This window comes from Spirosoma migulaei (assembly GCF_054776855.1).
In genome coordinates this window covers 1-20,314 of record NZ_BAAHBG010000008.1, presented here as the reverse complement: position 1 = coordinate 20,314, position 20,314 = coordinate 1, and the positions used below count along the sequence as shown (strand labels likewise).

20 protein-coding genes are annotated in these 20,314 nt (G+C 48.8%); 5 read left to right on the top strand and 15 right to left on the bottom strand.

What is annotated here, in order from left to right; all coding sequences use genetic code 11:
- Positions 1-73: 73 nt before the first annotated feature.
- A complete protein-coding gene (locus ACYVGO_RS09800; RefSeq protein WP_142775502.1) occupies positions 74-1,054 on the bottom strand; it encodes a bile acid:sodium symporter family protein in 981 nt (326 codons plus the stop codon).
- 112 nt (positions 1,055-1,166) lie between these two features.
- Positions 1,167-2,093 (bottom strand): Ppx/GppA phosphatase family protein, encoded by a 927-nt coding sequence (locus ACYVGO_RS09795; protein WP_460969096.1) that lies wholly within the window; start codon positions 2,091-2,093, stop codon positions 1,167-1,169.
- 55 nt (positions 2,094-2,148) lie between these two features.
- Here ACYVGO_RS09795 and rpsU point away from each other — a divergent pair, with 55 nt between their 5' ends.
- Positions 2,149-2,346 carry a 30S ribosomal protein S21 gene (rpsU, locus tag ACYVGO_RS09790; protein WP_093830837.1) on the top strand — a complete coding sequence of 66 codons (198 nt, stop codon included), beginning with the start codon at positions 2,149-2,151 and terminating at the stop codon, positions 2,344-2,346.
- 287 nt (positions 2,347-2,633) lie between these two features.
- Positions 2,634-3,539, top strand: a complete 906-nt coding sequence (locus ACYVGO_RS09785; RefSeq protein ID WP_142775500.1) for a tyrosine-type recombinase/integrase — start codon at positions 2,634-2,636, stop codon at positions 3,537-3,539.
- A 99-nt stretch (positions 3,540-3,638) separates the two neighbouring features.
- Here the strand turns inward: ACYVGO_RS09785 and ACYVGO_RS09780 are convergent, their stop codons facing one another.
- The 3 genes from ACYVGO_RS09780 to ACYVGO_RS09770 all read right to left on the bottom strand — a co-directional run bounded on the left by ACYVGO_RS09780 (position 3,639) and on the right by ACYVGO_RS09770 (position 7,109).
- Positions 3,639-4,799, bottom strand: coding sequence for a cytochrome-c peroxidase (locus tag ACYVGO_RS09780; RefSeq protein WP_460969095.1), 1,161 nt, complete (start codon positions 4,797-4,799; stop codon positions 3,639-3,641).
- Positions 4,800-4,957: 158 nt separating this feature from the next.
- Positions 4,958-5,260, bottom strand: a complete 303-nt coding sequence (locus ACYVGO_RS09775; RefSeq protein ID WP_460969094.1) for a DUF1330 domain-containing protein — start codon at positions 5,258-5,260, stop codon at positions 4,958-4,960.
- A 31-nt stretch (positions 5,261-5,291) separates the two neighbouring features.
- Positions 5,292-7,109, bottom strand: coding sequence for an SGNH/GDSL hydrolase family protein (locus ACYVGO_RS09770; protein WP_460969093.1), 1,818 nt, complete (start codon positions 7,107-7,109; stop codon positions 5,292-5,294).
- Between the two features lie 119 nt (positions 7,110-7,228).
- Here ACYVGO_RS09770 and ACYVGO_RS09765 point away from each other — a divergent pair, with 119 nt between their 5' ends.
- Positions 7,229-7,906, top strand: coding sequence for an EboA domain-containing protein (locus tag ACYVGO_RS09765; protein WP_460969092.1), 678 nt, complete (start codon positions 7,229-7,231; stop codon positions 7,904-7,906).
- Between the two features lie 96 nt (positions 7,907-8,002).
- Here ACYVGO_RS09765 and ACYVGO_RS09760 read toward each other — a convergent pair whose 3' ends face one another.
- Positions 8,003-8,656, bottom strand: a complete 654-nt coding sequence (locus ACYVGO_RS09760) for a hypothetical protein (protein WP_460969091.1) — start codon at positions 8,654-8,656, stop codon at positions 8,003-8,005.
- A gap of 5 nt (positions 8,657-8,661) precedes the next feature.
- Entirely contained in the window at positions 8,662-9,327 is a 666-nt protein-coding gene (locus tag ACYVGO_RS09755; protein ID WP_142775494.1) for a DUF4136 domain-containing protein, read from the bottom strand.
- Between the two features lie 165 nt (positions 9,328-9,492).
- On the opposite strand from ACYVGO_RS09755, the gene ACYVGO_RS09750 reads away from it, so the two are divergent.
- Both ACYVGO_RS09750 and eboC read left to right on the top strand, forming a co-directional pair.
- A complete protein-coding gene (locus tag ACYVGO_RS09750; protein ID WP_142775493.1) occupies positions 9,493-10,425 on the top strand; it encodes a TatD family hydrolase in 933 nt (310 codons plus the stop codon).
- Positions 10,426-10,504: 79 nt separating this feature from the next.
- Entirely contained in the window at positions 10,505-11,380 is an 876-nt protein-coding gene (eboC, locus tag ACYVGO_RS09745) for a UbiA-like protein EboC (RefSeq protein ID WP_460969090.1), read from the top strand.
- 76 nt (positions 11,381-11,456) lie between these two features.
- On the opposite strand, the gene ACYVGO_RS09740 is transcribed toward eboC, so the two are convergent.
- The 8 genes from ACYVGO_RS09740 to ACYVGO_RS09705 all read right to left on the bottom strand — a co-directional run.
- Entirely contained in the window at positions 11,457-11,888 is a 432-nt protein-coding gene (locus ACYVGO_RS09740) for a BrxA/BrxB family bacilliredoxin (RefSeq protein ID WP_142775491.1), read from the bottom strand.
- A 120-nt stretch (positions 11,889-12,008) separates the two neighbouring features.
- Positions 12,009-12,320, bottom strand: coding sequence for a DUF59 domain-containing protein (locus ACYVGO_RS09735; protein ID WP_111344449.1), 312 nt, complete (start codon positions 12,318-12,320; stop codon positions 12,009-12,011).
- A 73-nt stretch (positions 12,321-12,393) separates the two neighbouring features.
- Entirely contained in the window at positions 12,394-12,825 is a 432-nt protein-coding gene (locus ACYVGO_RS09730; protein WP_460969089.1) for a SufE family protein, read from the bottom strand.
- Between the two features lie 5 nt (positions 12,826-12,830).
- Positions 12,831-14,069 (bottom strand): SufS family cysteine desulfurase, encoded by a 1,239-nt coding sequence (locus ACYVGO_RS09725; RefSeq protein WP_460969088.1) that lies wholly within the window; start codon positions 14,067-14,069, stop codon positions 12,831-12,833.
- 96 nt (positions 14,070-14,165) lie between these two features.
- Positions 14,166-15,095, bottom strand: coding sequence for an esterase-like activity of phytase family protein (locus ACYVGO_RS09720; protein WP_460969087.1), 930 nt, complete (start codon positions 15,093-15,095; stop codon positions 14,166-14,168).
- Positions 15,096-15,179: 84 nt separating this feature from the next.
- Positions 15,180-16,505 (bottom strand): Fe-S cluster assembly protein SufD, encoded by a 1,326-nt coding sequence (gene sufD, locus ACYVGO_RS09715; protein WP_460969086.1) that lies wholly within the window; start codon positions 16,503-16,505, stop codon positions 15,180-15,182.
- 85 nt (positions 16,506-16,590) lie between these two features.
- On the bottom strand, positions 16,591-17,340 hold the full coding sequence (gene sufC / locus ACYVGO_RS09710) for a Fe-S cluster assembly ATPase SufC (RefSeq protein ID WP_142775481.1): 750 nt from the start codon (positions 17,338-17,340) through the stop codon (positions 16,591-16,593).
- A gap of 252 nt (positions 17,341-17,592) precedes the next feature.
- A partial coding sequence (locus tag ACYVGO_RS09705) for a hypothetical protein (RefSeq protein WP_460969085.1) occupies positions 17,593-20,314 on the bottom strand: 2,722 nt, incomplete at its 5' end.

Sequence of the window (20,314 nt, the reverse complement as noted above, 5' to 3'; positions counted from 1 at the left end):
CATGTTTGAAAGAGGTTTCGACTTTGGGCTTGAGGGGCTTGTTACGAAGCTATCATGATTATCCTGGCTACTTCTATTCGATATGTATGAATTCGCTAGCTTCTTCTTTTACCGGGCGTTGGCTCCAGTAGGTGGCCAGTAAGGAACCGTTGGTGTTCATGATGGGTCCAAAGAGAGCAGGAGCGAGCCCCACCGTAGCCACTTTACCCATTTGTACGGCAATGCCTGACGCTAATCCGCCATTTTGGAGACCTACTTCAATGGCTATGGTCCGGCAGCTTTGCTCATCCATACCAAATAACTTAGCCGACCAATAGCCCAGCGTAAAGCCGGAGAGGTTATGAATCAGCACACATAAAGCCAGGGTCCAGCCAACTGTTAGCAGACTGTCGCGCCCGGCGGCTGCTATAATAGCGACGATAAGAATAATGCCGCCCATGGACATTAGCGGCATAACGCGATTCAGCATCACCGCCGATTTTCGGAAAATCCGATTTAAAATCAATCCAACAATCACAGGGGCGATTACGATCTGCATAATCTCGACCATCATTTTCAGGAACGAAATCTCGATGAATTGACCGGCCAGCAGTTTCATCAGTGCAGGCATCAGAAACGGTGCCAGCAGGGTTGACAGGGTCGTGACTGTGATGGACAGCGGCACATTGGCTTTAGCAATGAAACACATCACGTTCGAGGCTAATCCACTGGGCGAGCAGCCAATTAACACGACGCCTGCCGCAATTTCGGGCGGGAATGAGAAGGTATTCGCCAGCGTGTAGCCTAGCAGTGGCATGATCAGAAAGTGACAGGCTACACCAATAAATACCGCGCGGGGCTGTTGAATAACTCCTTCGAAATCTTTGATGGACATCGTTGTGCCCATGCCCAGCATAATGATTTGCAGTAGCGGGACAATAAGTTTCTTTAACTGGAAATCACCGATACTCAGAAATAGCCCCGGAAAGGCAAAGGCTACGCCTACGAACGCAATGAGTAACGCGGTGAAGATAAGGTTTCGGTAAGAGGATCGGTCGTTGGTTTCGGCTTTCATCGACTATGAATGAATAATGTATAACGCATAATGGCCATTGATTTCAAAAGCTCTATGGTAGTAAAACTTACCTGCTACGTTTCATTATACATTGTACAATATTCATTATACATTACTTACTATGCGACGCTAAAACGCCCTCCTTTAATGAGTAGATCGAGGTTCTGATTTGTGAAATACCATATGTTTTCAGAACATAGTCAATTAGGCAAACGGCTACTACAATCATATCGACCCTCAGCTCAATCATGCCTGGGAGTTGCATACGTTCTGCGTGATTTTTCGTGATGAGTAGTTCATAGGCGCGGTAGAATTCTTCGATGGGTAAGGTAAACGTGGCCTGATTCAGGTCGGGTAGGTGATTTTGTTCGTGCATATACCACATATCGACCAGGGTATCAAACGAACCCGACGAGCCAACCAGTACAGCGGGTTGGTATTGGTGAATGGCGTTGGCCAGAGGCAAGAGTTGTTCCTGAAAATAATCGTGCAGCCGACGGATACTGCCGGAGTTGATAGGGTCTGTAGTCATGAATCGTTCACGGAGCCGTTGCCCCCCGATTTCAAAGCTCTGTTTCCAGAAAACCCGTGACCGATTACCCAGAATGAATTCAACGCTGCCACCGCCAATATCCATAACCAGGGCTGTGGCCTCATCCAGCGCGCCAGCCGCCCGAATACCCTGATAAATGTACAAGGCCTCCTGGTCGCCCGAAATAACCCGGATTGGAATGCCTGTTGCCTGCCGAACACGGTCTATAAATTCCTGTTGATTCCGCGCCACCCGAATGGCGCTGGTGCCAATGGCCATGACCTGCTCCGGGTCAATGGCATGTTGGTCGAGCACCTGCCGGAAGTACGTCAGTACGCCCAATGCGCGTCCAATGCCTTCTTCGGTGATAATTCCCTGATTGATACCCGCCTGCCCAATTCTAGCGGGTATGCTTTCGCGGAACAGGATCGTGGGCATGTTGCCGTCTGTTTCGGCAATGAGCAGATGAAATGTATTGGTTCCTAAGTCAATTATGGCTTGTTTCATAGTTGCAAATCTATTACCTTTGCGACCCGGTTTTAGCTAAAACACAATATTAACAATGCTTATCATTAACGTAAAAGACAACGAGTCGATTGACAAGGCCCTGAAACGCTTCAAAAAGAAGTTCGAAAAGACGGGTGTGTTACGGCAGTTGCGGTCGCGGACGGCTTTCCAAAAACCGTCGGTAAAGCGTCGCACAGAGATCATTAAGGCCACGTACAAAGAGAGAATGTACGGCAACCACACCGAGCAATAGGATTTCATCCGCCGGTGGTGCGCAGTTGGCCTAAGTGGGTCGTTGAATGCGCAGTCAACGATGCCCAATCGCCAACCAAGGCATAGAAGCAGCAAGCAGGGATGTTTGCTGCTTTTTTTTGACCGCACCGGCGGCCCGGCGGGATTTTGTGATTTAACTGATTGACATGATTCTTTGTCAGAACCCGGATTATATGATTTAAAAGATTGGTATAATTAGATTTGACAAGTAGAATCAGAAATTCCTCGGCAGAGCCGCCCGCACGGTTAGATAATCAGAGCAATCAAATGAATCAAAAAAATCCCGGTTCAGATTTCCTTCAACACATTCGATACGAAAAACGACTGAGTCATCATACACTCACGGCTTATGCCAATGACCTGGAGCAGTTTACGCTGTTTCTGGCAACGGAATGCAATGTCGACCAACCGGAGCGGGCTGATTTCCGGCATATTCGGTCGTGGATTGTGAGTTTGGTAGAGGCTGATATGGATAAGTCATCGGTGAACCGGAAGATTGCCACGCTGCGGAGTTTCTATAGTTTTCTGATGCGCCGGAACGTAATCAACCTCGATCCAATGGCGAAAATTCAGGCGCTGAAAGCGAGCAAGCGCTTGCCGCAGTATGTGGAAGAGAAGCCCATGGACATGCTGCTCAACGACATCGAGTTTCCGGATACGTTCGAGGGTATCCGCGACAAGTTAGTACTCGAATTGCTCTACGGCACCGGGATCCGATTGAGCGAACTAACCGGACTGAAAACTGCCGATGTGAACCTCTATGACAAAACCATTATGGTGTTGGGGAAACGCAACAAACACCGGATCATTCCCTTAACACAACCCTTGTTCGAGTTGGTGCAGCAATACAGCCAGCTAAAAGAAAAGGAATTTTCGGGCCAGGCCGACTCAACGATTTTAATCGTAAGCGACAAAGGCGTTCCCGCCTATCCGGTACTGATTCAGCGGATTGTGAAACGCAATTTAGCCCTTGTTACAACACTCGAAAAGAAAAGCCCGCACGTACTGCGCCATTCCTTTGCCACGCATCTGCTCAACCGGGGTGCCGACCTTAATGCCATCAAAGATTTACTAGGCCACAGCAGCCTGGCAGCAACCCAGATTTATACCCACACCAGTCTCGAACAGCTTAAGAAAACCTACGATCAAGCGCATCCGAAGGCGAAGAAGTAGGTTGGGCAACTACCAGTTCAGCATGGTCTCGGACTATGCCGTAGTGTGATCCGGCCTCTTACGGCGAAAGATAGACTGAAAATGCCGGACAGTTGCCATCTAGCGAATGTTGCCACCTGGGTTGAGGCCACTGGGAACACGAGCCGGGATAGTTTTATCAAAACCGGAGTCGGTTAAGGCATTCAGAAACGCAATAACCTGCTCCTGCTCCCTGTCACCAAGAGCAATTCGCTGTATTTTGGTGTCTAAGCGCTGTACAGGCACATGAGGGTTTTGGGAAATAGGCTCGCCGATATCATCATAAAACTTCATTACCTGTTTCAGACTCTGAAAAAAGCCGTTGTGCATGTAGGGAGCCGTTAGCCCAACGTTTCGCAATGAGGGAGTCCTGAAGGCATAAGTACCTCCCGCTCCAGCGTCGGAACTGGTCAGTTGGCTATTATCGGGCACCGACATTACATGCAATTGGTAGTCGGAAAACATGGGTCCTGAATGACAAATAGGGCAACCCTCATCGTTGAAGAGCCGCATACCCTGAATTTCCTGGTCTGTGAGCGCCGTTTTATCGCCCTTTTTGTAGCGGTCGTAGGGTGAATTCATAGCAGTCAGGGCACGCTCGAAGGTTGCAATGGCCTTGCCAATATTGGCCGCCGTAATGGCCTGGCTATTGCCAAAGGCAGCCTGAAACAGTTGTTTGTACTCAGTTATTTTGGCCAGCCGGGCTACTATACTGTCTAAGGTAACGGCTTCGGAATACGCATGACCACGCATTTCCTCAAATGTTGTCAGCGGACCGATTACTTGGTTTTCGAGGCTTTGGGCGCGTGAATCCCAGAACATTGGCGCGGTCAACGACACATAGTTTCCGTTGCCATCCATGCCGTTGAAGGCCGCATTAAGGAGGGTCGGCGAATTTCGTTTGGTGAGTACTACGTCGTTCGGTTTCAGGAATCGGCGGTTTTGGCCATAACCAACAGCATGAGCACCCAATGAAAGGTCCAATCCATCGGTATACGCATTAGTAGGGTGATGGCAGGTAGCACAGGCTACATCTTTATCGCCCGATAGAATTGGATCCCAAAACAAAGCCTGACCAAGCGCTGCTGTATCATTGGTAATTGGGTTACTAACCACAACAGGTTGGGTCGGCGTACTTACTACGGGAAATACTGTCGTATTTGGGTCATCTTTTGTGCACGCTTCGATAACGGCGGTAAAGAAAATAAGTAGCGTGAGCAGGATAAATAGATGTCTGCGCATACCTGTATAGCTTAAGTACAACTAGTAGACTAATAGCCTGTTCAGCCCTCAAGAAGGCCATTGGTTGGCTAATTAAATAAACTATATGCTTCTTTCCTACTGGTAACGCTAACCTGTTCCTCATTCGGCCTGGTCCGAGACTACGCTTAATGATGGCCTCACAACTTTGTCCCCTGAATCAGGATTGATGCTTTTATGGATTGTTCTTTTAAGTACAGAAACTTCTTGCGCTCTTCGTCCTGCATGAAGTTTTTAAAATCCTGTTCACTATCAAACTCTACAAGATGTATTTCATAGGGTTTGTCAATCGTGTGTTCAATAAACGAGCTGGGGTCGGGTCTTACCCGTAGTAAAAGCCGCCCGTTGTAATTTGAGATGGCTGGAATGGCAATGTCCTCAAATTGATGAAACACCGCTTCCTGCCCGTCAATAATATAGATTAATTGCGTGATAAAAAGCATGGTCACGTTGGGTTTAGCTTAAAATAGATAGTTATTTTTTTCTGCCTTTAGGAACTGGGATTGGCTCGGCGGCTTTTAACGAAGGTACTAGCTTGGCGGCTAATTGCCGGTACCCTTCGGCATTTGGATGTAAGCCATCGCTAAAAAAAGCCTCATCAATTTTTCCATCCGACTTTAGAAATATAGTGCCCGGCTGAATGAACGTAGCGTTTACTTCGCCTGCCACCTGCGCAATGCGTTGATTTAGAGCAGCAATGCGGGGCTCCATTTGCCTGCGCGGCAATAGGCCAATCAGTAAAATTTCTGCGTTGGGCTGGCGAGCCTGCATAGCGCGTACCAGAAAGCCAAGGCCGTCAGCAATCTCGGCATCGGTGTTGAATTGGAGATTGTTCGTGCCAATCATGATAACGATCTGCGCTGGAGAGTAGCCATCAAGTTCACCATGATATACTCGCCACAACACATTCTCGATGCGATCCCAGCCATAACCCATATTCTGAACACCCAGCGGCTCCAGGATGCTGTTCCAGCTATCAACGCCAGACGCCCGGTCTATTTTCGGTTCGCCACCCCAGAAATGCGTGATGGAGTTACCGAAGAAAACAATGCGCGGAGGATTGCTTTTCAGTCGTGCCAAAATGGCCAGATGGCGGGTTTCCCAATCGTAGCTGCGCGCATCGCGGTATTGGGTCAGGGGCTTCATCGTAGAAACGTCACCAACCGGTTCATTCAGGATCGGGCGAATACTACGTTCGTAGGCGTCGGCATATTGCTGCATGCCCAAATCTGTGGGGTGAGTGCCATCCACCATGGCATCGTTGGATAGATTAATGGCTGATTTGGGCAGCAGATACAGTTTCTGGATACCTTCGCTTTTCAATTGGGCAAACGCCTGCTGCATCAGTTCATTTACGTCTGTATACAGTTGCCGTCGGGTTGGGTTCAGGCTGCCTTCTGTATAGCCCGCGTGTTCGACTAATAGAATCGGGGTGGTCGGTTTTTGCCGCCGGAGGGCTTTTACCGATTCGATGATCCGGGTTTTTATCTCGTCGGGTTTAATGCCAACCGTTGCAACTAAGTTCGGGAGGCAATCCAGCACGTACAGTTTCGCGTCGATCTCGGGCAGGAGATCAACCACTTCTTTTTCCAGTCGACCATTGCCCGAAAAACCCAGATTGATAACGGGCCGATCCAGCTTTCGCCCTAGAATAGATGTCCAGGCCATACCCGATCGCGATGCACAGGCACCCTGGGCAATCGACGTGCCGTAGACTACAATTGGCTTATCGGCTCGAACGGGCAGAGGAGTGAGGGTTACGCTAGTGGGTACGCCAATTTCTAGCCATTTAACGGAATTGTATAGGGGCAGATACAACCGGTATTCGCGTCCTTTCTGATGGTAGAGGTCATTGGGTTCGAGGCCGGTAAATCGGTACTGAATGGTATCGCCAAAGGTGTACTTGCCTGCGCACCAAAGCGCATCGCCATCGCTGTTAATGGCATATAAATCGACGCCACTAACACCCGTAGCGGGCATATGGGGCAATGCCTGTTTCCCAGTTACAACATACCGAACCACAATCTGATCGGTGCTGGCTCTGAACCGGATCAGTAGACCTGCTGCGTTGTGCGATAAGTTCCAGACTTCTTTCCGTACACTTTTTTCGGCCTGAGCGGGCAACCGATCATATGGATTCTGGATTGCTTTACCAGACCAGGCTTGCCCTTCAATCACAGGCGTAGTGGCCTGAGCAGGGTTCCACCAGACGTAATCAGTTGCCTGCTGAGCAAAAACGCATAGGTTCGTGAAATAAATGAATGCAACTGCAAGTAGTATTGTTTTTTTCATGGTCAAAGGAAGGGCAAGACAGTAGGAAGCCATCACCTGACTAGGTAAAGGCGAGTATAGTCATCTACTAATGTGATTTTTGTAAGTAGGCTAATTAATAACGCAAGTATTTTTGCAGTATGAATATTTCCCAGATGAGCCAAACGCTGTTTTATCTGATTGAACAGCAACCCAACTCCGAAAAAGCGGTTACTTATCTGCGGCAGCAGGCAGATGCCTTTCATACCAGTCCGCAGGTCTCCGCGTTCTATCGGGTGTTTACCGCCCTGCCTCGTTTTGTGGGGAAACAGTTACTGGAGGTCCCCTCAGATATGTCTTTCGCTCTTGAGCGCCTTCGACCGGGCTTTACGGTTACGGGCTGGACAATCGACCGACTGGCACGCGTGTGGTGGCTGCTTCAGCTTCCGGCCGATGATCAGGCTACCTATGTGAGTACCATTAGTCAGTTGTTTAAAGCCGCAGAAATGAACGAGTTAGTGGCACTTTATTCATCGCTACCCGTATTGGCGCACCCTGAAGCGTGGAAATTTCAGGCTACAGAAGGCATTCGAAACAACATTGCCGATGTGCAATCAGCCATTATGCTGCACAATCCGTATCCCGCTGATTACTTCGATGAAGCCGCCTGGAATCAACTGGTTATGAAAGCATTTTTCACCGATAAAGACGTTACGCAGATTACCGGATTAAGCGAACGCAATAACGCCCGACTCGCTAAAACGTTGGCCGATTTTGCTGCCGAACGCCGAGCTGCCGGGCGTAGTTTGCCTGCCCATATGGAGGAGTTGATGAATTAGTTTGTAGTTTGAGGTTCGTAGTTTGACGTTGGCTGATGCATGAAAAGCTTACGCATCAGCCAACGTCAAACTACGAACCTCAAACTACAAACTCGTTTAATACCACCGATACACAATCCCGGCTGACAGCATCAATGAGGGAGCTGAGTTCTTCAGCAAGTCATAATTGAAGAACACATTCTGATATTGCGCCTGAATTTCGGCACCCAATCCCTGCTCCCGGCGGCCATAATATTTCAGCCCAATAGCGGGTGCCAGCGCCCCTTTAAAGCCACTTTTCTGGTCGGCAAGCGGACCAAAATAATTGGTGTAATCCACAAAAGCGCCCCCTCCCGCCATCTGCACATATGGCCTAATGGCTGCTGCGTTATCCGAAAAGTAGTACGACAATGAAATCATAGCCGGAATCATAGATAAGGTTCGGGTTTGAACCGCCGAAATAGACTGGTCGTCATATTGGTACACTTGTCTCGGCAACTGTTGCTTTGTGTATTGATAACCCGTCTTTAAACCGATTGAGAAGCGTTTAGGGAATAACCATTCGGCATCCAGCGCGAGGTTCGTCGGCGACAGCTTGTCGATGTAGCTCTGTTGTCCGCCCATTGGGAACGAGACGCCATAGCGAGCTGAAATGTTGAAGGTGACGTACCGGTCATAAATGGATGATTCCGGGTTGTATTCATTTTTATATTGCGCCCAGGCCGACGTTGTCAGAACAAACAGGGCGATTAGTACGATAAGCCGTTTCATAATGTCTATTGGGTTACCTGCAAATAAGGCGATTGATTGAAAATGGCCGTGGTTGCCAGATCGACGGCCTGCGTATCCGTGATATCGGTACCCCGGATTGTAGCATCATAGATAACATTTAGTTGTTGCTGGCCATCACTCGTAGTCGCCCGGTTTTTCAGGTCAACAATCTGAATTTCCCAGTATTGGTCAGTAACCTGATAGGTGTAATAACTGGGATAATAAGGCGAATACCCATAGCCCCCCAACCCCCCGTATCCCCAATAGCTTGAATAGTAGGAGTACGGATTAGATGCAATGCCCGTGTACTGATTGTTCACCCGAATAATAGCCACACCCAAATCGGCGCTATCACCTTTTGTTACCCGCTTGAATCCGCGTGTGGTTAGCGCATTGGCCACGTTCGATACAAACTGGTTTGAAATAGTAGTTTGTGCAGTAGCATAGGCATCATTCGACTCTACAATAACCGAATCGGGCAAACTGAACGTTTTATACTGACCGAAGTTGATGGAGCGATCATAGTTGGTAATATAGACCGGACTATCGGCAGGGCTTAAATCATTGACTGCATTTTCGCGGCAGGAAGTTAACCCCCCAACTGCCGTTAGTAGCAGTAGTATCGCCCAAAGGCTCCCTTTTCCTGACTTGCGTTGTTGAAGCATATTCATAGCTGTATTTATTGTCTATCTATAAAACGAATAGACTACTATGAAGTTTGCAGAAACTGAATTAAAATATGGGTAAAAATCATGTGGGACAGAGCCAGTTTTTTTGAGAACTTTACCCGCTCATTACCTACCGTATTTGCCAACTGCGGTTAACCAAGACGTATTATGGATTTTATGGATTCCATTCGGGGCATGTCGTTTTTCGATATGCACGTTCACATGACCTCCCGAACAACTGATGATTATCAGGCTATGGCCGACGCAGGCGTCGTTGCAGTCGTTGAACCTGCTTTCTGGCTGGGCCAGCCCCGCACGGGTGTCGACTCATTCCGGGATTATTTTGCCAGTCTGGTTGGGTGGGAGCGCTTTCGGGCCTCGCAGTTTGGTATCCGGCACTATTGTACCATCGGACTGAACTCCAAAGAAGCGAATCAGGAAGAATTAGCCGAGCAGGTTATGGAAATCCTGCCGTTGTTCATCTATAAAGAAGGCGTAGTAGGGGTAGGTGAAATAGGCTTTGATGACCAGACCCCCGCCGAGGATAAATACTACCGGGCGCAACTGGAACTGGCACGGGAAGCGGGCCTACCTGTCCAGATTCACACGCCCCACCGCGACAAAAAACAGGGCACCAGCCGGAGTATGGACATTGCCATTGAGCATGGAATTGATCCTGGTATGGTCATCGTTGATCACAACAATGAGGAAACGGTGCGCGAAGTACTTGATCGGGGATTCTGGGCTGGATTTACGATTTATCCGTTTACCAAAATGGGGAACGAACGTATGGTAGAAGTTGTAAAGCAGTACGGGCCTGAGCGTATTATGATCAACTCGGCCGCCGATTGGGGCATTAGCGATCCACTTGCCGTCCCGAAAACGGCTGCTCTGATGAAACAACGCGGTATTTCGGACGAAGCTATTAAACTGGTTACGTTCACCAACGCCTTAACCGCCTTTGCTCAAAGTGGTCAAATCAGTCTGGACGATCTAACACAACCGATTGGTATTGACCAAAGCCAGCGTTACAACGGCAGTTCCGTATTGCGCGGAGGTCAGGCACCGCGGGTAGACAAGGAATCAACGATAATTAAATGAATAATGTACAATGTAAAATGAATAATGGTTAATGAACTAAGCACCATTTTACATTATTCATTTTACATTGTACGTTACTATGATAAAAGCACTTCTGTCCCTTACCCGTCCGGCCAATCTGGTCACCGCCATTGCCGATGTATTGGCAGGAATGGCCATTGCGGGCTATTTTCTGATGCCTGATTCGTCTGCGGCTCCGGCTGGCTGGCTTTCTTTGGCTACTGTCGGCCTATATGGGGGAGGTGTCGTTTTTAATGATGTATTTGATGCGGAATTAGACGCTATCGAACGCCCTGAACGCCCTATTCCGAGCGGAACGGTTAGTAAATCGGCAGCTATTGGATTAGGCGTTGGTTTACTAATTGTAGGGATTGGTGCCTCGTTTATGGTTAACCAAACGGCGGGCTTTCTGGCGATTGCCATTTCTATTGCGTCGCTTGTTTACGACCGTTTCGGAAAGCATCACAACTGGCTGGGGCCGGTCAATATGGGCTTATGCCGAGGACTAAATTTGCTGCTGGGCGTAAGCATACTGCCCGATCAGGTACTGCCCTGGATATGGGTGGGACTAGTCCCAATTGCCTACATTGCCGCTATCACCATGATTAGTCGGGGAGAGGTACATGGCGGCAGTCCAACCATCTTACGCGTTGCCGGTATGTTGTATGCGCTTGTTATAGGTTGTGTAGCCGCACTAGCTCAACGGCAGCAGCAGTTGGGTACGGCATTGCCTTTTCTGGCTCTGTTTGGCTACTATATTTTTCCGCCACTCTGGCGGGCCGTGAAAGACCCGGTTGGCCGAAATATTGGCCTAGCCGTGAAAGCAGGAGTATTATCGCTTATTGTCATGAATGCAGCCTGGGTAGCGGCATTCGCCAATTTCCCGATGGCTTTTCTGGTGTTCTGCTTATTACCGTTATCAAGGTTTTTAGCGAAGGCGTTTGCGGTAACATAAAGGTATCAAACGAAAACAGGTCATATGCCATATCTTAGAGATATGGCATATGACCTGTTTTCGTTTGATACAAAACTTATGCGTTTGCGGGCGTGCAGAATTCTTCCAGCGCCATTTCGAGGTGCTGAGCAATCATCTGCGCCGAACGACCTTCAATGTGGTGCCGTTCAATGAAATGCACTAACTCGCCATCTTTGAAAATGCCAATGGCTGGCGATGATGGAGGATAGGGCAACAGATACTCACGCATTTTAGCGACGGCTTCCAGATCACCACCCGCAAATACAGACACCATTTTATCGGGCTTCACTGGGCTGGCCGCTAAAGCCGCTTTCACACCCGGACGAGCCGCACCAGCCGCACAGCCACATACCGAGTTCACCACAACAAGCATGGTGCCTTCGGCATTTTCCATTGTGTTCACCACTGCATCGGCAGTAGTCAATTCTTCAAACCCAACGCTGGTCAGGTCTTCCCGCATGGGGATAAGCAAATGAGGAGGATACATAGTTGATTTACGATTTTTGAATTACGATTTACGATTTGGGAAGAAATTACGAACTTGAATTACGCTACAACCTAAATCGTACATCGTAATTCGTAACGGGGCCGCCCGCGCGGTCGTAATTCACATAAATCCCAGTTCTAATTTAGCTACTTCCGACATTAGTTCGGTAGAGTAGGGGGGATCGAAGGTCAGTTCAACACTTACATCACTGACACCCTCAATGGCCCGCACTTTCTCTTCGATCTCAGCCGGAATAGAACCTGCCGAAGGGCAGGAAGGCGAGGTCAGGGTCATCAGGATATAGACGTTGTTGACCGGAAATATCTTAATGTCGTAAATAAGGCCCAGTTCATACACGTCCACCGGAATTTCGGGGTCATATACACCTTTAAGCGCTAGTACGACTTGTTCTTTTAATTCTTCGTCTGTCATTATTTTAGGTCATTTATTGTCATTTTCGTTACGTCATTGCTAGTCATGTATGGCTATCAATGACTAGCAATGGCTACGAATGACTTTTTTCTGTATATGCCCGGCCAAAGGCTTTCATGCGTTCAATCATCGAAGCCAGCCCACCGGCCCGCAACGATGTAATCAAGTTCCCCATACCGACTCGTGGGATGAAATACAGGTCGGCGTTGGCAATATCTTCGGGTTTTTCGCCCGATAAGACTCGGATTAACAGGCCAACTAACCCTTTGGAGATCTGAGCGGTTGGTTCGCTATCGCCGTAGAAATAAAGTTTGTCGTCCTTCAACTCCGCATCTACCCAAACCTTCGACTGGCACCCCATAATCCGATTCTCATCGTTTTTCTGAGATTCCGGCATCGGTGGTAGCTTTTTGCCCAAATCAATGATGTATTGTGTCTTGTCGAGTAGATCATCGAACAAGTCAAACTCTTCAATGATTTCGTCCTGCTTTTCGTTAATGGTCATTTTGCTTACAACATCATTTTCTGAACCCGACGCAAACCCTGCACAAGCCGGTCAACCTCATCTCTGGTGTTATAAACCGCAAATGAGGCCCGCGTAGTTCCGGCAATACCCAGGCGTTGCATTAATGGCATGGTGCAATGATGACCCGTTCGAACGGCAATGCCCTGCTGGTCTAAAATTACACCAATATCCTGGTGGTGAATACCGTCGATTACAAAGGAAATAACCCCAATTTTGTCTTTAGCCTGGCCGATAATTCGTAATCCATCCAGTTCATTCAGTTGTTCTGTTGCATACTGAAGCAGATCGTTTTCGTGGGCAGCAATATTCTCTTTTCCCAAACCCGCCATGTATTCGAGGGCCGTTTTTACGGCAACCACGTCGGCAATATTAGGCGTACCGGCTTCGAATTTATAAGGCAGATCGCTGTAAGTCGTTTTGGCAAAGGTAACTTCCTTAATCATCTCACCACCACCCCGGTAGGGTGGCATGGCGTCTAAAATTTCCTTCTTACCATAGAGAACACCCATGCCCGTTGGCCCGTAAAGCTTATGCGCTGAGAGAACATAGAAATCAGCATCAAGCGCCTGAACATCGAGGTCGAGGTGGGAGCTGGCCTGGGCACCGTCTATCAATACAACCGCGCCAACTTCGTGGGCTTTGTCGATGATGAATTTGACGGGATTAATAGTTCCTAATGAATTGGAAACGTGAACGCAGGAAACGAACCTGGTTTTCTCCGATAATAGCTTCTCATATTCGTCCAGCAACAACTCACCCTCGTCGTTGATAGGAATAACTTTCAGAATGCACCCTTTTTCTTCGCACAGCATTTGCCAGGGAACAATGTTTGAATGGTGTTCCATGGTCGAGATAATGATCTCATCGCCCGCTTTCAGGAAATGACGGCCATAGCTCTGAGCCACCAGGTTGATCCCATCGGTGGTACCGTAGGTGAAGATGATCTCCTGCCAGTGTTTTGCATTCAGAAATTCCTGAACCGCCCGGCGGGATGCTTCGAAGGCAGCTGTTGCCTGCTCGGCCAGATGATGGATGCCCCGGTGGATATTGGCATTGTAGCCCTCATAATAGCGAGTCAGGGCATTAATCACCGAAAGCGGCTTCTGATTCGTAGCTGCATTGTCGAAATACACCAGTGGTCGACCGTTGATCTCCTGATCGAGTATCGGGAAATCCTGGCGAATTCGTTGAATGTCAAGGGTATTATCTATGGCTGGCTGCATGAGGTATTCGCGACGAGAGGAACAAATTAACTATAACATTGACAAACATGTCATCTCTAAAACGCAAATTGAGTGCGGTTAGGTTCGATCCAGCGCCTATCGTTTTCGTAAAACAATCACCTGATTTCGTAAGGTTTTGTTCCGGCGGAAATTATCATCGGCCATGAGTACCAGTGTTTGGTGTTGCTCATCAGCCCAGGCCATCGCTTCAAGATTGCAGATGTTGCCGGGGAATTGCCGGTTAAAATCGAAGGCTAATTCTTTGGTTAGGGTATGGGTTTTCTCATTCGGCGTTGCTACGTATACGTTCGCCGTAACTCGTTTTTGGCTGGCATCGTAGCATCGTTCCAGTACCAGCACACGCTGGTCATCGATGGCTAGTATTTCTGAAATGCCGCCCACTCGCTCTTCGCCTTGCGCAAAGGCACAGCGGTTGATTGGATACGCAAATCGTTCCACAATTGGATCAGACGCAAGTGGGTTTGGGTAACGAAAGAATGTAATCGTGTCTTGATTCATGAGTGTTTCGCCTTCCCAACCGGCTTCAGGCACCACCCACAAGGCTCCCGACGAGGTGACTGCCAATCCTTCAAGCCCTTTGTTAGGTGCAGGTACCGGTATTTTCAACAAAACCTGGCTGGCACTATCATGAACTGATTTACCATATAGTACCGACGTGACAAATTCGTGTTCATCCGTCCAGAAGTAGGTGCTGGTTCGGGCATCGTAGCGAACACTTTCAAACCAGAACGGATTTTTCTGGGCTAGTTTCAGGTGCGATGAATCGCCTAAATCCCGGATAGATCGGATGTTGGAAAAGATAAAATGCCAGCCCCGGTCGCTAACCAGATGCCACTCGCCTGTGGCGGGTATAATCTCAAGACCCGAAATTCCCCGCAGACTATCCTGGACAAAAGGCATCGTTAATGAATCGCCTTCAAATGAGAATTGCAGACTTTGTCCGAATGTGGCACCACCAAATGAGGCACAGATGGTAAGCCAGATAAGTACGAGTAGTGATTTCATATGAAATGAATAATGCACAATGTAAAATGTAAAATGTGATTTGGGCAATTATTCATTTTACATTGTGCATTATTCATTAACTCGCTACTTCGTTAACTTCTCCGTAATAACTCGCTCCAGGTATTCACGGATAGGCTGAATTTTGATTTGACTTAGTACGTCCTGAGAGAAAGCGTACAGCAATAACGTACGGGCTTCATCTTTCGGAATACCGCGCGAGCGCATGTAAAACAGCGCTTCGTCGTTAAGCTGACCCGTAGTAGTACCGTGTGAACACTTTACATCGTCGGCAAAAATTTCCAACTGAGGCTTCGTATTCATTGATGCACCCGGTGACAGAACCACGTTTTTGCATGACTGATACGCATTGGTTTTCTGCGCATCGGGCCGAACAAAAATCTTGCCGTTGAAAACCCCTGTGCTATTGTCATCCAGGACACCCTTATAAAGTTCGCTGCTGTACGAGTTCGGCATGGCGTGGTCTACAAGCGTGTGGTTATCCACATGCTGACGGCCGTTCGGCATGTATAAACCATACATAAACGCTTCGGCATGCTGGCCGTTGAGCACAATGTTCAGGTTGTTGCGAACGAAGTTACCGTTGAGTGTAACCGTAGCCGAATAGAAATGACTGTTGTCTTTCTGACTCACCTGCGTGGTGCCGATATGGTAGGCTTTCTCGGTTTCGTTCTGCACTTTGTAGTACTGCATCCGGGCGTCGCGGTCAAGCACGATTTCGGTTACTACATTGACAAAGCTTGTTCCTTCACCAAGGGTCCGATACGATTCGGCCATCATGACCTCCGCATTTTTACCAACCACAACCAGGTTACGAGGTTGTGAGGCAATGTTTTTTGTACGGGTATCGGTAATGAACCGAAGGATGATGGGCTGCTCAACCGTTGTATTGTCAGGTACTCGAATAACTACACCATCGCTGGCCAGGGCGGTATTCAACGCCGTAAAGGCGTTGTCCTGATAATCGGCGTAATGGGCAAAATGAGTGCCTATTAATTCAGGTTCAGACTTTAGGGCAGTGGCGAAGTTCGTAATCTGTAGCTGATCTGCCGGACTAATAATGCGGGAAAGCTCAGGATGATAACGGCCGTTAATGAAGTACAGCAAGTTCCCATCAAGGTTTGGAATTTCCAGCGGAGCCAGATCGTCAACTGTTAATGTCGTGGTATCATCAAGCTCAAACGCTTGTTTAAGTAGCCCATTGACGCTGGAGTATTTCCACTCTTCGTGACGGATTGTGGGGAAACCAAGTTGATCGAACTGTTTCAGGGCCGCCCTACGGAGTTGATGAACCGGTGCTTTTCGCTCACCGTTCATGCGCTCTTCGTTGTCCCGGAAAGCCGTCAGCAACTGGTCTTTAAATTCGTTATAGGATGCGTAAGAGGGAGTCATCTTTTAGTTAGTGAAGAATGTAGAATGTAGAATGAAAAGTAGAGAGTGATTATTCTACACTTTTCATTCTACATTCCTCACTGATTTATACAGCTTCGGCTTTAATCCAGTCGTATCCTTTTTCTTCCAGTTCGAGGGCCAGTTCTTTCGGGCCTGATTTTACGATGCGCCCTTTGTATAAGACGTGTACGTAATCGGGTACGATATAATCTAATAGTCGTTGGTAGTGGGTTACCACAATCGTGGCCCGTTCTGGCGACCGGAGCTGATTCACACCATCGGCTACGATCCGTAATGCATCAATGTCTAGTCCTGAATCGGTCTCATCCAGGATAGCCAATTTTGGTTCGAGCATAGCCATCTGGAAAATTTCGTTCCGTTTTTTCTCTCCTCCCGAGAAGCCTTCGTTCAGCGACCGGCTCAGTAGCGATTGGTCGATGTTAACGAGTTTCATTTTCTCTTTCATCAACTTCAGAAACTGCACGGCATCGAGAGGGTCCTGGCCACGGTATTTGCGAATTTCGTTCAGGGCCGTCTTTAAAAAATTAGTCGTGCTAACCCCCGGAATCTCAACGGGGTACTGAAAGGCCAGGAAGATACCTTCGGCGGCCCGCTCTTCGGGGGCCATATCGAGCAAATCCTTTCCGTCAAATAAAACACTACCACCCGTTACTGTATAATCTTCCCGGCCTGCCAGAACAGAAGCTAGTGTGCTCTTGCCAGCTCCATTGGGACCCATAATGGCGTGAACCTCACCGGCATTGACTTCCAGATTGAGACCTCTTAATATTTCTTTTTCGCCTATTGAGGCTTGTAAATTACTGATGGATAACATAATAAGTTATAGCGTGACGGGCAAACAAAGCCGCAAAGTTAACAGATCAAACGGTATCTGTTCTGGTAGGGTAACAAAATAGGGGGTTTAAAAGTTGGCGTGCCTGATTCTTATTGATCTATTACCAGGATTCATGGCTAAAAATGCCAAAACCCGCTCTTCATTAGCGGGTTTTGGCAACTAGTTGGTGTTTTTGGCCAACACAACGATTTGAGTGTATAACTGCAAATGAACGTTGTATACTGGGTTTCATTATGGATTACCCGCTCGTCTAGCTCCTTTTGTCTGTTTGATAACTAATGGCACACAACTGGTTTCCGGGCAATTGCAGACTGTAGGTAGCAACGTGACAGTCACATCTTTGTAACACGTAGAAAAGATTCGTACCGTGTAAGTTTGAGCTGCAACGGGGTTAAACAGGTTGCTTACAATGACTCCATCTGCTGGAATGACCTGGGGCGCACCAGATAGGACGACGGCAGGATTGAAGATAGAACCATCTGAATATTGATACGTATCCCCAGCTGTGAACCCACTTACTACAATTTTACCGTTTGCCTGGGGACTATTACCCAGGCACGTCACTGGGACTGCCGTAGCCACCGCACTCACGCTACATACCGGCTCCAGAGGGCAGGAAGTCGGAGCCGAGTAGGTCGTGCTGGCAATCTGACCCAGATAGCTGACCGTTACAGTGTGGTTCCCCGTTCCACTCATGAGCCCACTCATTGAATAGGGAATAGATGTTGCCCCTGCACTCACCGAAAGAGTAATCGTATTGGCTCCATCGGAAATGAGAGCCAGACCAGCTACCGCATTGGTCAGACTAATGACACCTGTGGTGTTGTAGGTATTGGTGCCTGGTTGACACACTCCTGGGTCTGTGATGTTTAGACTAATCTCACTCGTACAACTAACAGGCGCGCTATAGCTGGCACTAATGGTTGAACAACCTGGTAAAGTGACTTCTACCATATGAGTGACTCCATCAGAGAGCAGATTGGCGAAAATGGCTGTCAGGCTGGTGGTGGCAGGGCTGGTCAGCAGGGTTTGGCTTTGTCCCCCATCACTCACTGTTACTGTTCCGGCCGTGGGATTGGTAAGTGTAATGACTACCGTCGACGAATAACTATTAGTGGCTGTTTGACAGAGACCGGCACTAGCTACCGCACTCAGGCTGCAAACGGGGGCTACTGAACAGGAGGCCGGGGCCGTGAATGTAGCTGTGGTGGTTCCGCAACCGGGCAAACTGACTGTGGCCGTGTGGCTGTTTCCATCCGAAATCAGGTCAGCAAGGATAATGGTTAGGGAACTAATGCCACTCGAAACGGTCTGACTGCTGGGGGCTGTTCCAGGGGCACTAACGGTCAGTGTTCCTGAAATTGCATTAGTCAGGTTGACTACCACTGAAGCGGAATAGGTGTTGGTCGCTGTTGAGCAGATCCCAGCGGTGGCCACCGCACTTACACTACATACCGGCTCTACAGAGCAGGAAGTCGGAGCCGTGTAGGTCGTGCTGGCAGTTTGCCCAAGATAGCTGACCGTCACGGTATGTGTACCTGTTCCACTCATGAGCCCACTCATCGAATAGGGAATAGACGTATCTCCATTACTGACTACGACGGTGAGGCTACTGGTACCATCTACCAGCGTAGCCAGACCAGCTACCGCATTGGTCAGACTAATGACACCCGTGGTGTTGTAGGTATTGGTGCCTGGTTGACACACCCCCGGATCCGTCAGGGCTAGCCCCAATTCGGATTGGCAACTAGCCGGAGCGGTATAGGTCGAACTAGTAGTTGTGCAACCCGGCAGGCTAACTACCACGGTATGACTGACCCCATCTGAAACCAAATTGGTAAAGACTGCCGTCAGATTAATGGTAGCCGGACTAGTCAGTAGTGTTTGGGTCTGTGTTCCGTCCGTGACTGTGAGTGTACCGGTAACGGGATTGGTTAACGTAATAATAACTGTTGACGAGTAACTGTTCGTGATTGACTGACAAAGTCCGGGTAGAGGCAATGCACTAATAGAGCAAATAGGCGCTACTGAGCACGAAGCCGGGGCTGTATAGGTTGTAGTTGCCGTGCTACAGCCAGGCAGACTAGCGGTTATGGTATGAACCGCCCCATCGGATACTAAGTCGATAAAGCTAACCGTAAAGGTTGCTGATACCCCAGCCGTAGTAACAAAGGTGTTGCTTTGCGTTCCATCCGTAATGGTTAATGTACCCGCTGGTGGATTAGTCAACTGAACCAATGCCGTCGAAGTATAGGTATTGGTGGCTGTTTGACAGAGGCCGACCGTAGTTACCGCACTTAGGCTACATGAAGCAGGTGTTATTGAGCAGGAAGCCGGGGCCGAGAAGGTAGCGGTGGTGGTTGAACAACCCGGCAGGCTCACCAGTACGCTGTTGCTTGCTCCATCGGAAAGCAGGCCCTCGAGTACAAGGGTAACGGAATTGCTACCACTGGAAACGGCCTGACTGATGGAAGTTACCCCTGGCAGGCTGGCCGTCAGTGTTCCTGAAATTGCACTAGTCAGGTTGACCACCACCGAAACGGAGTACGTATTGGTGGCTGTTGCGCAGAGTCCTGCTGTGGCCACCGCACTGATAGAGCAGACCGGTGCCACCGAGCAGGAGGCAGGGGCGGTATAGGTGGTGCTGGTGGTTGAACAACCGGGCAGGCTCACCAGTACGGTGTGGCTAGCTCCATCCGAGATCAGATTAGCGAAGACTGCTGTTAAACTGGTGGTGACTGGGCTAGTCGCCAACGTTTGGGTCTGTGCTCCGTTGGTAACGGTGAGCGTCCCCGTGGTGGGATTGGTCAGGCTGATGACTACCGAAGTGGAGTACGTATTGGTCGCCGTCGAGCAAAGTCCCGCCGTTGCTACGGCACTTACACTACAAATGGGTGCTACAGAGCAGGAGGCCGGGGCCGTGAAGGTGGCGGTGGTGGTTCCACAACCGGGT